Origin of the sequence: Thalassospira tepidiphila MCCC 1A03514 (assembly GCF_001662875.1) — a bacterium.
In the GTDB taxonomy this organism is placed as follows: Bacteria; Pseudomonadota; Alphaproteobacteria; order Rhodospirillales; family Thalassospiraceae; genus Thalassospira; species Thalassospira tepidiphila.
The window spans coordinates 244,216-259,427 of record NZ_JPVZ01000001.1; the positions used below are offsets into that span (position 1 = coordinate 244,216).

10 protein-coding genes are annotated in these 15,212 nt (G+C 54.6%); 3 read left to right on the forward strand and 7 right to left on the reverse strand.

The genetic code is table 11. From position 1 onward, the window contains the following. Positions 1 to 18: 18 nt before the first annotated feature. Positions 19 to 1,071 (reverse strand): L-glyceraldehyde 3-phosphate reductase, encoded by a 1,053-nt coding sequence (gene mgrA / locus TH4_RS01130; protein ID WP_064779607.1) that lies wholly within the window; start codon positions 1,069 to 1,071, stop codon positions 19 to 21. A 109-nt stretch (positions 1,072 to 1,180) separates the two neighbouring features. After that, positions 1,181 to 3,205, reverse strand: a complete 2,025-nt coding sequence (locus TH4_RS01135; RefSeq protein ID WP_064779608.1) for an aminopeptidase P family protein — start codon at positions 3,203 to 3,205, stop codon at positions 1,181 to 1,183. A 256-nt stretch (positions 3,206 to 3,461) separates the two neighbouring features. On the opposite strand from TH4_RS01135, the gene TH4_RS20585 reads away from it, so the two are divergent. Then, complete coding sequence (locus TH4_RS20585; RefSeq protein WP_143588658.1) at positions 3,462 to 3,656, forward strand: hypothetical protein; 195 nt, start codon at positions 3,462 to 3,464, stop codon at positions 3,654 to 3,656. 198 nt (positions 3,657 to 3,854) lie between these two features. Next, the gene (locus TH4_RS01145; RefSeq protein ID WP_064779610.1) at positions 3,855 to 4,592 is read left to right on the forward strand and encodes an SDR family oxidoreductase; all 738 of its coding nucleotides are present in this window, start codon (positions 3,855 to 3,857) and stop codon (positions 4,590 to 4,592) included. A gap of 49 nt (positions 4,593 to 4,641) precedes the next feature. Here the strand turns inward: TH4_RS01145 and TH4_RS01150 are convergent, their stop codons facing one another. Continuing rightward, positions 4,642 to 8,229, reverse strand: a complete 3,588-nt coding sequence (locus TH4_RS01150; protein WP_083996924.1) for a PAS domain S-box protein — start codon at positions 8,227 to 8,229, stop codon at positions 4,642 to 4,644. 19 nt (positions 8,230 to 8,248) lie between these two features. Further along, positions 8,249 to 9,334 (reverse strand): HD domain-containing phosphohydrolase, encoded by a 1,086-nt coding sequence (locus tag TH4_RS01155; RefSeq protein ID WP_063088820.1) that lies wholly within the window; start codon positions 9,332 to 9,334, stop codon positions 8,249 to 8,251. Between the two features lie 514 nt (positions 9,335 to 9,848). Here TH4_RS01155 and TH4_RS01160 point away from each other — a divergent pair. Beyond that, positions 9,849 to 10,604, forward strand: coding sequence for a sulfite exporter TauE/SafE family protein (locus TH4_RS01160; protein ID WP_063088819.1), 756 nt, complete (start codon positions 9,849 to 9,851; stop codon positions 10,602 to 10,604). Here the strand turns inward: TH4_RS01160 and TH4_RS01165 are convergent. From TH4_RS01165 to wecB, 3 genes are all read right to left on the reverse strand, one after another. Then, positions 10,601 to 11,482, reverse strand: a complete 882-nt coding sequence (locus TH4_RS01165) for a 50S ribosomal protein L11 methyltransferase (RefSeq protein WP_064779612.1) — start codon at positions 11,480 to 11,482, stop codon at positions 10,601 to 10,603. The two genes, TH4_RS01160 and TH4_RS01165, sit on opposite strands and share 4 nt — an antisense overlap. Positions 11,483 to 11,557: 75 nt before the next feature. Beyond that, the gene (locus tag TH4_RS01170) at positions 11,558 to 13,918 is read right to left on the reverse strand and encodes an ATP-dependent helicase (protein ID WP_064779984.1); all 2,361 of its coding nucleotides are present in this window, start codon (positions 13,916 to 13,918) and stop codon (positions 11,558 to 11,560) included. Between the two features lie 122 nt (positions 13,919 to 14,040). After that, complete coding sequence (gene wecB / locus TH4_RS01175) at positions 14,041 to 15,147, reverse strand: non-hydrolyzing UDP-N-acetylglucosamine 2-epimerase (protein ID WP_167351175.1); 1,107 nt, start codon at positions 15,145 to 15,147, stop codon at positions 14,041 to 14,043. Positions 15,148 to 15,212 lie beyond the last annotated feature (65 nt).

A 15,212-nucleotide genomic window follows, 5' to 3' on the forward strand; every position in this document is an offset into this window, starting at 1 on the left:
TCGTATCAATCGTTGGGATCAGACCGGTGCCTGACTGTCCGACGATTTCTGCCAAAGATTGATACCGGCATCCCCGGCATATTTATCGATTTCGGCCAACTCGTCTGCGCTGAATTCAAGGTTATTGAGCGCATCAAGGCTGTTATCAAGCTGCTGAACGTGACGTGCCCCGATCAGGGCAGAGGTCACCTCGGGACGGCGCAGCACCCAGGCAATCGCCATCTGGGCTAAGCTTTGACCACGACGTTTGGCGATCTCGTTCAGCGCGCGAACACGATTGATGTTTTCCTCGCTCAGCATGCCTTTCTGGAAGGAGCCTTCGAGGGCGGCACGTGAATCTTCGGGCACGCCATTCAGGTACTTATTGGTCAAAAGGCCCTGAGCAAGCGGCGAGAAGGCAATGCAACCCATGCCAAGCTCGGAAAGGGTATCAAGCAGACCATCCTCGACCCAGCGATTGACCATCGAATAGGACGGCTGATGAATGACGCATGGTGTTCCCATGTCCTTGAGGATCGCATGCGCTTCGCGGGTCATTTCCGGCGAATAGGACGAAATCCCGACATAAAGCGCCTTGCCCGAGCGCACGATCTGGTCAAGCGCGCCCATGGTCTCGGCAAGCGGGGTGTTGGGATCAACCCGGTGTGAATAGAAGATATCGACATAATCCAGCCCCATCCGCTTAAGGCTTTGATCCAGGCTGGAAATAAGATATTTGCGCGATCCCCATTCCCCAAACGGCCCCGGCCACATGCGATAGCCCGCCTTGGTGGAAATGATCAACTCGTCGCGGTGCTTTTTAAGCTCCTGAGACAGGACCTTGCCAAAGTTTTCTTCGGCCGAACCCGGCGGCGGGCCATAGTTGTTGGCAAGATCAAAGTGGAACACACCGCGATCAAACGCGCGACGGATCATCGCCCGCTGGGTTTCATAGACATCCACGCCACCGAAATTCTGCCACAGACCAAGCGTGATTTTCGGCAGAAGCAATCCACTGCGCCCGCAACGGTCCCAGTTTTCGTCGTTATAGCGGTCCGGATTTGCCATCCACTGGGCTTCGACTTCAGCCATATATTCCTCCTGCTTTCAGAAGCGGTTTACCGCTTTTCTTGAATCGATCCAATGCAGTCTTAATAGGGCATTCGACCCTGTTTGTCAGTGCCAAGTACGCTGCGTGAAATCAGTCTGATTTCTTTTTGATCGGCGCTGTTGAGTTTTGCAGCCATTCACGATGATCATCATCAAGATCATCGGCATACATCGCATAGACCTGTGCGTGGTAATCGTTAAGCCACTGCAACTCGTCCCTGGTCATCAATTCCGGATCGATCAGTTTGCGGTCAATCGGCGAGAAGGTCAGCGTTTCAAAGCCAAGCATCTTGCGATCTGCCCCAATCGGCGCATCGATTTCAGTTACCGCAATCAGGTTTTCAATGCGAATGCCGTATTCGCCTTCCTTATAAAAGCCCGGCTCGTTCGAAAGGATCATCCCCGGTTTCAGGGCCACCGTGTTCGGCGCCTTGGAAATGCGTTGCGGTCCTTCATGCACACCAAGGTAGCTGCCAACGCCGTGGCCGGTGCCATGGTCAAAATCAAGCCCGGCTTCCCAAAGTGGCATGCGTGCCAGCGTATCAAGCTGTTGGCCCGTCGTTCCAACGGGGAATATGGCGCGGGCAAGGGCAATATGCCCCTTTAGCACGCGGGTGAAGCGGTCGCGATGTTCCTGCGTCGGGTTCCCGATCACGGTCGTGCGCGTGATATCGGTGGTGCCATCGAGATATTGCGCGCCGGAATCAATCAGGAAAATCTCGCCCGGGGTCAGATTGCGGTTGGTTTCCGGGGTATTGCGGTAATGGCAAAGCGCCCCGTTCGGGCCACTGCCCGGAATGGTTTCAAAGCTTGAATCACGGAACAAAGGATCTTCGGCACGCATCGACAGCAACATGTCGGCTGCCGCGCGTTCGTCAATATCACCGTTGGCAGCCGTTTCATCAAGCCATTTGAAATAGCGAATGATCTTTTCGCCGTCGCGTTTGTGGGCCTTGCGCGAACCTTCAAGTTCGACGTCGTTCTTGCAGGCCTTCGGAATGGCGACCGGATCACGCCCAACACGCACGGTGGCACCGGCGTCGGACAATTTCATGCGCAGCCAGTCGGCTGCAGTGGCTTCATCCAGACGCACCGCCTGATTGCCCATCGCGTTCAGGGCATCCCCGAGTTCGCCCGGTGCCCGCAAGGTTGCCTCACCCGACAGCCATTTGAGCGTTTCTGGCGCGATCTTGCGTTCGTCCATGAAAAGTTCGACCGAGGCATCGCCGTTGATGATCGCATAGCCAAGTGCAAGCGGTGTTTGCGGCACATCGGCACCACGGATATTCAAAAGCCACGCGATGCTGTCAGGTGCCGACAGAATGGCGCTGTCGCATGAAATGCGGGACAGGATTTCAGCAATCTGGGTGCGCTTTTCAAAACTGGATTTCCCAGCATATTCCATCGGATGTGGCCGAACCGGGCCAAGCGGCAGGTGCGGCTGGGCATGCCAGATGGCGTCAATCGGGTTGGTATCAATCGCGATCAGCTCTGCCCCAACGGCCTCACAGGCAGACCGCAGATGGGTCGCCTGTTGCACGGTATGCAGCCACGGATCATAAGCAAGCTTCTCGCCCGATTTCAGGTGGTCATGCAACCAGCCGACAACTGGTTCTTCGACAAGGTGGCGGTATTCGAACAGATCACGGTTAACTTGCTGGCGCACCTGAATGGTGTAACGGCCATCGACAAAAACGGCGGCCTTGTTGCGCAAGACAACAGCCGCGCCCGCAGATCCGGTAAAGCCGGTCAGCCACGCCAGACGTTCGGCCCGTGCTGGCACGTTTTCACCCTGATGTTCATCGGCACGCGGCACAATAAAGCCGTCAACGCCCTTGGCCGCCAGATAGGTGCGCAAGGCATCCAGTCGATGGGCGGCGTCAAAATCATCCTTGGCCATTTTAAAAAGCGTTTTACGCTCATCCCGCAGGGCCAGCAATTCGGCCCGAAGCGCATCATCCGGGGATTGGCAAATCAGATCAATCCAGTCTTCTCGCGTGCTGCCCTGGGCTGCGGCCAGAACACCGTCAATCAGGTCGATGACAGCGCTAACATCCTTGTCGACATTGGCGGCTTCAAGCAGTTTGGCAAGTTGAGCATCACCGGAAATGGCCATGAAGATCCTCTTTAAAACATGTGGGGCATTGGGCAGGTGGTAAGACCTATGTAAGGGTTTGTGCCGATGTCGCGCAAGCACCAAAGAACTTTCGGACATACTATGCGCTTTTCACCGCCCGAAACACCGGCGCATGCATCCCGCGTATGAATGCGTTGCAACCTTCGCAATGCACATTAGCCAAAGGTTAACGTATGACAGTCCCGCGACAAAAAGATGGCCCGTCGGGACGTCAATTTGCTGGAGACCATGAACGGTGATCCGTTTTCCTATTACTGCCTTGAGCGTCATACAATCCCGTCGTCGCCAGACGGCCTATGACGGCCTTGAGCGCCTGGCCCTTGGTCAGAAAACTGCGCTCGGTCTTGATACTGGCCCTGCCCATCCGGCAGACGACATTGCGGATCGAACTAAAAACGACCCGCAAGATGATGCCAAGGATACGGAATAACGGATCAATCCCGCCCGGGTTGGTCTGCATCAAAAGACGAAGCGCAGGATCACGGTTCATGATCCTTGCGGCATTTTTGTCTTTTCCCTCTGAAACGGCCCTGCTTCTCCACAGCAGGGCCGTTTCTTTTTGACCAGTCGCAGGCCAGCACGCCATAGTGCCCCAAACAGTAAATCATCATCACGATGCGGAGTGGAAATGACCAAGACAGTTCTGATCACCGGTGGATCACGCGGTATCGGACGCGCAACTGCTGTTCTGTTTGCTGCCAAAGGCTGGAACGTTGCGCTAAGCTTTGTTGGCAATCAGGAAAGTGCTGATGAAACATGTGCGATGTGCGAGCGCGCCGGGTTTACCGGCAATGTGATTGCCCGCAAATGCGATGTCCGCGATGAAGACAGCGTTATTGCCCTGTTTGAGGCCGCACGTGATCGGTTTGGCGCGATTGACGCCGTGGTCAATAATGCCGGCATTGTCGCCCGGCAAAGCACACTTGCGGATATGGATATTGATCGCATGAAAGCCGTGTTCGATACCAACGTGCTGGGTGCCTATCTGGTTGCACGCGAAGCAGCAAGAACCCTTCGTTCCGGTACCGCCATCGTCAATGTTTCGTCCATTGCGGCAAGGCTTGGCTCACCTGGCGAATATATCGATTACGCCGGATCAAAAGCGGCAATCGACACCCTGACCATCGGCCTTGCCAAGGAACTCGGTCCGAAAGGGATCCGTGTCAATGCTGTCCGCCCGGGCATCATCGAAACCGATATTCATGCCAGTGGTGGCCGCCCGGAACGCGCCCATGAACTTGGCCCGAATTGCCCATTGGGACGTGCCGGCGACCCGCAGGAAATCGCCCAAAGCATCTTTTGGCTTATCTCGGGCGACGCGTCCTATGTCACAGGCAGCATCATTGATGTATCCGGTGGCCGGTAGCGAGAGGGATCAAGCCTGATACCCGACGACTTTCCGGATTTGGTTGCTCTTAGGGCGTTTCAGGCGTTTCAGGCTTTCCCGGCAAATCGGCAGATGCCATCGCCACGTCCTTTGTTTCGCCAAACACCGCGGCCAAGCCATCATGCAATTCAATGATATCAAGTGGCTTGGCCAGTATGCGCGCAACCCCCAAAGCATTGAAGGCGTCGGTCACTTCGTCTGAGGCATACCCGGTCATCACGACAACCGGAATATCATTGCCAACCTCTCGCAGCTTTTCGATCAGTTTCTGGCCGGTCATGCCCGGCATGGTCTGATCGGTCAGAAGCGCATCAAAATGTGCATCCGGTGCACTCAGCGCTTCGAGCGCCTTGGCGGCCTCGTTAAACGTATCGACGGAATATCCGATCCGCTCCAACATCCGCGCACACAGCCTGAGGTTCTTTTCCTCGTCATCCACGACCGCAAGATGCCCGCCCGCACCTGCCGACAGGCTGCGGGTTTCGCGCTTTTCATCCGTGGCTTCGCGATCATGTTCGGGCAACAGGATCGCGAACCGGGTTCCCTGCCCCAGACGGCTATAAACCGATATCTCGCCCTTGTGCCCGGTCACGATGCCATGCACCGTAGACAGACCAAGACCAGTACCCTTGCCCGGTTCCTTGGTGGTAAAGAACGGATCAAAGATCCTTTTGGCTGTTTCCGGCTCCATACCGACGCCGTTATCCACGACGCTAATCTGGATATAGCGCCCGACCGTCAATAACGGATGTATTTCCAGACTGTCTTCGGTGACTTCGAAGCGGCTTGCCTTCACGCGAATTTCACCCTGATCGCCAACCGCATGACAGGCATTGGTGATCAGGTTCATCAAACACTGATCAAGCTGTGTTGCGTTGCCCATCACGGTCATCGATTTCGCCCCCAGTTCGACCTTGATCGAGACACTTGATGGCATGGACCCACGGGCAAAACGAACCGTGCCCGAAATCATCGACCCGACATCAATCGGAGAACGTTCGGTTTCTGAATTCCGGCTGAATGCCAGAATTTGACGGACAAGATCACGTGCCCGATCCGCCCCCTGGCGAATTTCCATAACATCTTCACGCAGCGGTGAATCTTCGGGCAAATCGGAATAAAGCAGTTCGGCATAGCCACTGATTGGCTGCAGGATATTGTTGAAGTCATGTGCGATCCCGCCCGCAAGAACACCGATGGTTTCCATCCGCTGGGAATGACGCAGTTGCTGTTCAAGTTTTTCACGTTTGCGTTCGGACTGAAGCCGCTGAAGTTCGGCAGACGCCCGTGACGCGAACACTTCGACAATTGATTTCGCCAGTTCCGGATCACCAAGTGGTTTATCCGATATGGTCACCAGAATACCGATCGGTCGTGCCTCACTGTCGTAAAGTGCGGCCCCGACATATCCAACGACATCAACGTCAGTGACCTTTTGGACATCCTTCATCAAAACGGAAAAATTGTCTTTGCAGACAAATGTGCCTTCCTTGATAACGCGTTCCGCAGCAGATCCAGCCAGGGCAAAATCAAGGCCACCGCGACTGCCATCCGGGGAATAGAATGCAACTGATTTCACCCGGTCACCGACAAGTTCGGCGATATGGCAATAGGTCATATCAAGTGTTTCACACAGAACCTTTGTCAGGTTTTCAAAGAACCCGGCACCGACCTGATAGCGGATACCACGATAAATGGATTCCAGTGTCTCCTGATGGCGTTCACGCTCTGTCACGTCCAGTGCGAAACTGGCGATACAATCCAGTTCGCCATTGGCATCAAATATCGGGCTTTCATACCATTCGCAGATGATGCGGCTGCCGTCGCTTTTGACATTCTCGAACCGGTTATTGACGCTGTTTTGCGTTTCCATGATCCGTTCGATCAGAGTACCAAGACGCGCCCGGTCTTCCTCGGGCACCAGAAGTTCAAGCTTCTTGCCGACCATCTCATCGGCATTGTAGCCAAACAGCTGACAGGCGGTTTCGTTCACCTCGATGATGGTTCTGTCCGGCGTCCAGTAAAACACCCCGATTTTCGCATTGTTGAAGTGCGCGCGCAGACGACGCTGGTTGGCCTCCAGATCACTTTTGGCAACCTCAAGATCCTGGCGATAGCGGATGCGTTCGGTGATATCGCGGCAACTGATCCTGATGCCGAGGTTCCCACCGTCGCTATCGGCAATCGGTTGCCATGACATGTCGATCCCGACCTTGCGGCCATCCTTGTGAACACCGGTGAATTCGCGGTCACTGCCTGACAGGCCATCAAGACCTTCGTCAATATAGTGGCGCACACGGTCACGATCCTCAGGCGCAATAAATGACAGCGGATAATCACCACACGCCATGCATTCATCGACCGTGTAGCCCAGAACGCGTTCAATCCCCGGGTTTACCCAGATCAGTTTGCCATCAGGCGCGATCCAGCTTTCCCAGCCGTAGGTATAGTTGGCAACCGCCTCAAAGCGACGGCGCGAGAAGCTAAGTTCGTCATTGGCTTCCATGACATTTTTCATGCCTGCGGCGGCTGCCAACAACCCACCTGCCATATGGGCGAAAACGATTTCCTCAGGCCGCCATGCTCTGGTCCGCCCGACAGACTCAAAGCACAATATCCCCATCCGACCCGCCGCCGAGATCAACGCAACATCAAGGATTGCCTTGATATTCATCGGGATCAGATAAGCGTCTTTAAGTTCGGAAGTACGCGGATCTTCAACGGCGTTGTCCGCATCGATAATCTGCCCGGTTTCCAGCGCTGCAAAATATCGCGGCAGTACCGCGCGTTTCAAAATCATGCCATCGTGTTTCGCCGACGGATCATTGGCATCAAACAGCCCGACGCACTCAACGTCACCATCATCTTTTTCCAACCACAGACTTGCCCGTTCACAATTCATCAGATTGGCAAAACGCTTCAATGTCGGGCGGAAAGACGCATTTTCGATGCGCTCAAGTGACGAGAAATGGTTGGCGACTTCGGACGCACTTTCGCGGATTTGTTCAAGAAACTTTTTGCCCGACATCAGTTCGTTCTGCGAACGCAACTGGTCCATGCTGGTTTGCAAAAGTGCCTGCCGCATCCAGACGATCCCGACAACAAGTGATGCGGTCATCCAGACATACCCGAACAGCGCCGATCCCCAAACCGGCAACGTATGGGGAACGGTGCCGCTATCGGTGATCAAGCCCCCGTCGAGGTTGAAAACACGCATCACGCCGACGCTTGCAATCGCGACAACGCAGAACACCGCGTATCGAATGGTCACGGAAAATCGCCAGAACAGCGCCACGATCACGGTTGACACAATCATCATCGCCATGCCGCTTGCGGGCGAAAATCTGACGATATAAAGCAACGACATGCTTGTCATTGCGGCGACAATCACAACCGACTTGGTAAAGGTCGATAAGCGCTTGCGCAGTACGAGACCGGCAACAACAGCCAGAAAAACCAAAAGATGGATGATCTCGACCGTGATCGAACGCTGGCTTGCTTCGCGCAACATCGAGGAAACCAGTGCGGGCAACCCGCCAATAGACATCACAAACAGCATAAAGTCTGCGATGCGGTTTCTTGTCCGGTCCAGATTGGCGCTTAATCTTTTTGGCATGAGTTATCGGGCCCCATTCTCAGACCAACTGGTCGGGCATGCTGTTGTAGATGCTTTCAAAGCGCAGATGATTATCGGCAAACAGTCCCAAAAGTTTCGGATCGAACATCTCCGGGGAGGTTCGCTCGTCACCTTTGGTGATGATATTGACGGCTTCCGTGTGGCCATAGGCCGGTTTGTATCGGCGCGCACTGCGAAGGGCGTCATATACGTCTGCCAGTGAGACGATCCGCGCAATCATCGGGATATCCGCGCCCGACAGGCCCACACAATAGCCCGACCCTTCCCAATGTTCGTGATGATAGCGCGCAATGATTGCGGCCTGTCCCAGAACCGGGTTGTCTGATGAATTGAGCATCGCAAAGCCGATCTCTGTGTGGCGCTGCATGACCTTGAATTCGTCGTCGGTCAACTTCCCGTTTTTCAGAAGCACCTCATCAGGCACACCGACTTTTCCAATGTCATGAAGGATGCCGGCCAGACGGATTGTCCGTTGAACATTCTGATCCAGACCGGCCATTTCTGCCAGCAATTGGGAATAAAGACCGACGCGAACACAGTGCTCTGCGGTTTCGATGTCCCGATACTGGGAAATCAGGCTTAGCCGATCGATCATTTCCTGTTCGGCACCGCCAAGTTTGCGGCTGATATCATCAAGGGTTTTCGACTGACTGATATTTTCAAGTTCGAGTTTGCGAACACGTTCGACTTCGCGGTCCCGTTCCTGCAGTCGTGCCTGCGCATCCAGTGCGGCGCGTTCAAGATCGGCACGTTCAATCGGCTTATCAAGAAATTCCCGCACACCAAGACGCAGTGCCGTCACGGCATCGGTCTTGTCACCATCCCCGGTCAACAGAATGAATTCGAAATCCCGCTTGTATTCGTTGATTGCCCGTTTGACGAAGTCCAGACCACTGCAATTTGGCATGCGCAAATCAGAAACAACCAGACGCAATGATGCGTCCGATTTTACTGTCTCAAGCGCTTCAAGTCCGTCAGATGCAACCACCACTTCAAAGCCGGCACGCTCCAAGATACGTGCCAGCAATTTTCGGATCGGCGGTTCGTCATCTACAACCAAAATGCGACGTTCAAGCTCACTCAATCACTCTGCCCCATGCCAGATACAAAATACTACGAGCGAATAGATAAAACCTATCCGTTGGTATTGTATATTGCAACATACGCAAAAAGTGTGAGATCGGTTCTCAGGCTATTTTTTGCCATGTTTCCAAGGGATTTCGCGGAAAAAGCAGTAAAAACCTTTGATTGAATTTTGATGGAGAAGTTCTGGTATCTCAGGGATTTCTATTCCGAAGGCTCGATTGCAATGCGAATCGGAGAAAAACGGCATACGGAAAATCGATCAAAGCAACCGGATCGTGTACCCGGTCATCATGCAACAGCGACCGACAAGGCGGTTTTGGCGATGGGCGTTTCCGCGTTCCAGTGCGAACCTGACAGGCATTGCCCGTTATCCGTGGGCACCTAATTGTCAAAAGTCTCGTGGCATTAACGCATAACGGCAATGCCACCCAAAAATCACAACGCAATATCACATTGCCGCCAACTTGCTACACTTTGCAGCATCGTATCCATGCCTGGAGCTTGCGGCGAAGATGGATGAGTTTTTCTGGTGGATCGTTCTGATTGGGTTTATCGCCCAATTGATTGATGGTGCCCTTGGTATGGCCTATGGCCTGACCTCAACTTCCCTGTTGATCACACTTGGCTTACCCCCCGCACAAGCAAGTGCGACTGTCCACGCCGCCGAGATTGCAACCACCGCTGTTTCCGGCACAGCCCACCATTTTGCACGCAATGTCGATTGGCGCATGGTCCGTCAACTGGCACTTGCCGGTGCAATAGGTGGCTGTGCCGGCGCTGCTCTTTTATCATCGGGGATCGGGGACTATCTGGCACCGTTTGTCGCGGTATATCTTAGTGCCCTTGGCGTTCTTGTAATTGCAAAGGCGCTTCGCAAAGTCCAGCCGCCTGCGGCGATCCGCGGGCTTACCCCGCTTGGCATGATCGGTGGATTTCTTGATGCAATCGGGGGTGGCGGCTGGGGACCTATTGTATCAAGCACGCTGGTCTATCGCGGCAATGAACCGCACCGCATGCTTGGAACGTCTGCCGCGGCCGAGTTTTTTGTAACCGTGACGATTACCGTTACATTTGCCGGATCATTCGGACTGGAAAGCTTCGGGATGGCGGCACTGGCGCTTGTAATCGGCGGTGTGCCGGCCGCCCCATTGGCGGCCGTGCTTGTCAAAATCATCCCGCGAAAGCCGCTTATGATTGCGGTTGGCGTCCTTATCGTCGGCCTTGGTCTTCTGGGGATATATCGCTTTGTCTTCGCCCTTATGGCTTAGCCGACAACAAGTGTTGTCCAGTTTTCGACCTTGAAGCGATTGATCAGGGAAAGCCCGACATCGCGATAGGCTGACAGAACAAACTGTTCCTGATGGGCAAGAAGGCCCGAGAGGATAACAACACCGTTTTCCGAAAGAGTACTGGTCAGGTCATGCGCCATGCCACGCAGCGGGCGGGCAAGGATGTTGGCACAGACAATGTCGTAATACCCGGCATCACGAATACGGGCATCCTGAAAACCGTTTGAATGAATGGCGGTGACAAGATCGGCGATCTTGTTGGTTTTGGCATTTTCGCGTGCAACCCGAACCGATGCGGCATCAATATCGGCCATCATCACCGGACACCGCCAGGTTTTGGCACAGGCCATGCCCAAAATGCCGGACCCGCAGCCCATATCAAGCGCATTCTGACGCGGTCCGCGTTTGGCCAGCCAATCGATTGCAGCAAGACACCCCTTGGTGGTTTGATGCTCGCCAGAACCGAATGCCAGACCAGCGTCGACCTGAAGCGCTGTTTTTGATACCGGGATTTCCTCGTTCCAGTGCGAACCATGGACAAAGAAACGCCCGACCGAAATCGGCTTGAAGCTGCGCAGGTTTTCGCTGACCCAGTCCTTTGGCTCATAGGTGCCAAAGGTCACGGTTGGCGTATCAATGCCAACTGCGGATGCCATGATCGACACCGCGGTCTCAACCGCACCCTTGTCAAACATCTCACCGGCAAAGCCTTCGATACGCCAAGGTCCGTCAGGATTACCATCACGCTCGAAATGCGAAAGCGCATCGCAATAATCAAACAGCGCGTCGGCAAACATCTGCGCATAGGCGCCATCAACTTCGAATTTGAAGTTATAGCAAAGGACGGGTTCGGTCATATCGCTTCTCGCTCGTGTGGGCGGCAAATGTGCTCTGCCCGGTTAAATCGGTCATCCGAAAATGTTGTCCGGGGCTTACCCCGGCAGGATGAAGCTGTCGACCACTTTCTTGGTGCCGACACTTTCGAAATGGATTTCCAGCTTGTTGCCATCGACCGCACGGACGGTTCCCGACCCGAACTTGCGATGGCGCACCGTATCGCCCACCTTGTATTTCGATGAATTTGAACTGGTGGAATAACTGGTTTCACCGTCGGGCTTCACATCAATCACGTTCTTGCGCACGCGATCCTGCCAACCGCTTGAGGCGAATTTACGATCCCCCGCGCCCGATACCGGATTGCGCGACGGCGTGCTGCCACTGTCGCTTGCCCAGCTTGGCATTTTCATCCAGTCATCGGCACCCCATGCGCCTGGCGAATGATTGCCGCCATGTCCGCCAAGACCGGTATCGCTGCTGCGTTCGATATGCTCGTCGGGCAACTCATCAACAAAACGCGATGGCAGGGCTGATTGCCACTGGTTATAGATGCGCCGATTGGCCGCATAACAGATGGTCGCACGTTTGCGCGCCCGGGTGATCCCGACATAGGCCAAACGACGTTCTTCCTCGAGGCCCTTGACCCCGCTTTCATCCATTGCGCGTTGATGCGGGAAGACGCCCTCTTCCCAACCGGGCAGGAAGACATAATCGAACTCAAGTCCCTTGGCGGCGTGCAGGGTCATGATGGTGACTTTTTCCTCATGATCGTTCTGCGCGTTTTCCATCACCAGCGAGACATGTTCCAAGAAGCTGGTCAGGTTCTCGAACTCGCCAATTGCGGATACCAGTTCTTTCAGGTTTTCCAGACGGCCGGGCGCATCAATTTCCTTGGATGTCCGCCACATATCGGTATAGCCGCTTTCATCCAGAACGGTCTCAACGACTTCGACATGGCTGCTGTTGCCAAGCATTTCGCGCCAGCGTTTGAAATCCCCCAAAAGGCCGCCGATGCTTTGGCGCATCTTGGGTTTGAGTTCTTCGGTATCCAACAAATCACGCGCCGCCGCCGGCAACGAAATCGCCTGGTCACGTGAATATTGATGCAATGTCTGAAGTGTTGCCTTGCCAACCCCGCGCTTGGGCACATTGACAATGCGTTCAAACGCCAGACTGTCATCGGGCTGCGCAACAAGCCGGATATAGGCCAGCGCATCACGGATTTCCTGACGTTCATAGAAGCGCGGACCACCGACAACGCGGTACGGGATGCCCAGCGTGATCAGACGTTCCTCAAACTCGCGGGTCTGGAAACCGGCACGCACCAGAATGGCAATTTGGGATGCGCCAACGCCCTTGCGCTGCAGGGCTTCGATATCCTCACCGATCAGGCGTGCCTCTGCTTCGCCGTCCCAGACACCTTTGACAAACACCTTGTCGCCAGTATCGATCTCGGTCCACAGCTCTTTGCCCAGACGGCCATCGTTAAACGTGATCAGTTTGGATGCAGCGGCCAGAATATGCGGGGTGGAACGATAGTTCTGTTCAAGCCTGACAACCTTGGCACCGGGAAAATCGGACTCAAAGCGCAGGATGTTGCCAACCTCGGCCCCGCGCCAGCTATAGATCGCCTGATCATCATCGCCAACGCAGCAAATATTGCGATGGACCATCGCCATCGCGCGCAGCCACAGATATTGGGCAACGTTGGTATCCTGATACTCGTCGACCAGAATATAGCGGAAGGTGTTCTGATACTGCTTCAGGACTTCCGGATGCTGCTGGAACAGGGTCAGGCAATGCAGCAACAGGTCGCCGAAGTCACAGGCATTCAGGACTTTGAGGCGTTCCTGATAAATCTTGTAAAGGTGCTTGGCCCCGCCATTGGCGAACTCCACACTTTCATTGACCCGTTCAGGTGTCAGCCCCTTGTCCTTCCAGCGCTGAATGATCCCCATAAGCTGCTTGGCCGGCCATTTTTTCGGATCGATCTGTTCGGCATCCATGATCTGCTTAAGCAGGCGCACCTGATCATCGCTATCAAGGATGGTGAAGTTTGACTTTAACCCGATCAGGTCGGCATGACGGCGCAACAAACGCGCTGAAAGCGAGTGGAAGGTTCCCAGCCACCAACCTTCAACCGGACGACCAAGCGCCTGTGCGACACGTTCCTGCATTTCCTTTGCCGCTCGGTTGGTAAAGGTAACGGCAAGGATCTGCTGCGGATGCAGGCGTTCGGTCTGTGCCTTGGTTTCCAGAAGATGCGCCAAACGCGTGGTCAAAACACGTGTTTTCCCGGTTCCGGCACCTGCAAGCACCAACAGCGGCCCGTCGAGCGTTTCGACAGCATCGCGCTGCTCGGCATTCAGATTGTCGAGATATGCCGGGGTCGGTGTATCGGCCAGACGCATTTCGGGGCTGGCGGCGAATTCATCAATTTCGAAGGGATCATCCATCATGACCGCATATATATCACGCTGTGCGAAGGGGGCCAGTGTCGTTCCATATTGACCCGACGATTTTTACATTCTGCACCACATTGCGGGCATCAACCAAGCCATTCGCGGGAACGTTTGTATCAACCGGCTCTGCCCGGCAGAAAGGCTTCGAGTTCCCGAATAACACGCGACGCTGTCATGCCGTTCCACAACGGGATATCTGCGGGCTGCCGCACGCGATAATCCGACGCATGTAGCACCGATGTCACCGTATCGGACAGCTGATGAAGTTCGACAAGCTGATTGGTTCCCAGCGTGATGGTGATTGGACGTTCGGTTGATGTGCGCAGCGTCAGGCATGGCACGCCAAGCAGGCTGGTTTCTTCCTGCACACCACCGGAGTCTGTTACTACAACGCCTGCGTCCTGCATCAAACTGGTAAACCCGACATACCCCATCGGCGGCAGCAAACGAACACCGGCAGTACGCAGGGGCACCATCAAACGCGACGCCTGAAGACGCTTTTCTGTCCGGGGATGAAGGACAAAGCAGATATCCGCTTTGGTGGCGAGTACCATCAAAGCATGGCATATCTGATGGAGCCGATCGAGATCATCGACATTGCCTTGCCGATGCAGGGTTACAAGCACATAGCGACCTTTAACGAGATCGAGCTTGCGGGCGGTTTCTTCCTGATCAATCCTTCCTTTCATCATTGCCAACGTATCAGCCATGATATTGCCGACACGCTTGATGCGGTCGGCCGTGATCCCTTCGGCCCGTAAATTTGCATCTGCATCCATCGACGGCGTCAGCAACAGACCTGCCTTGTGATCTATCTCGATACGGTTTTGCTCTTCGGGCATGTCGGGATCAAAGCATCTGAGACCCGCTTCCAGGTGAACAAGGGGCACGTTTATCTCAGTTGCAACGATGGCTGCGGCACGGGATGAATTCACATCCCCCACAACCAGAACCATGTCGGGCCGGTCTTCATGACAAAGTGCCTCATATGCCTGCATCATTCCGACAATGGGATCGCCATTTTCGGATGGCTCACAGTTCAGGACATGATCAGGGTCCGACAATCCAAGCCCCCGCCAGATCGTCGAAGACATCGCGTCGTCGAAATGCTGGGCCGTATGGACAAAAGACGGACGAATTGCTGGATGGTTCGCCAATCCGCGCAACAGCGGCGCGATCTTCATGAAGTTGGGTCTGGCACCGGCAACGAGATGAAGCTTCATCTTATATCGATACATCCTGCTTTTGGAAAAGCTTGGTCGTTTTCGCATAGCCTAATAGATAAGTC

Bases quoted from the DNA above. Each gene is read 5' to 3' on its own strand.
- TH4_RS01160 (WP_063088819.1), top strand. From the start codon at position 9,849: ATGGATGAGTTTTTCTGGTGGATCGTTCTGATTGGGTTTATCGCCCAA.
- TH4_RS01170 (WP_064779984.1), bottom strand. From the start codon at position 13,918: ATGGATGATCCCTTCGAAATTGATGAATTCGCCGCCAGCCCCGAAATG.
- TH4_RS01150 (WP_083996924.1), bottom strand. From the start codon at position 8,229: ATGCCAAAAAGATTAAGCGCCAATCTGGACCGGACAAGAAACCGCATC.
- TH4_RS01165 (WP_064779612.1), bottom strand. From the start codon at position 11,482: ATGACCGAACCCGTCCTTTGCTATAACTTCAAATTCGAAGTTGATGGC.
- TH4_RS01135 (WP_064779608.1), bottom strand. From the start codon at position 3,205: ATGGCCATTTCCGGTGATGCTCAACTTGCCAAACTGCTTGAAGCCGCC.
- mgrA (WP_064779607.1), bottom strand. From the start codon at position 1,071: ATGGCTGAAGTCGAAGCCCAGTGGATGGCAAATCCGGACCGCTATAAC.
- TH4_RS01145 (WP_064779610.1), top strand. From the start codon at position 3,855: ATGACCAAGACAGTTCTGATCACCGGTGGATCACGCGGTATCGGACGC.
- wecB (WP_167351175.1), bottom strand. From the start codon at position 15,147: ATGAAGCTTCATCTCGTTGCCGGTGCCAGACCCAACTTCATGAAGATC.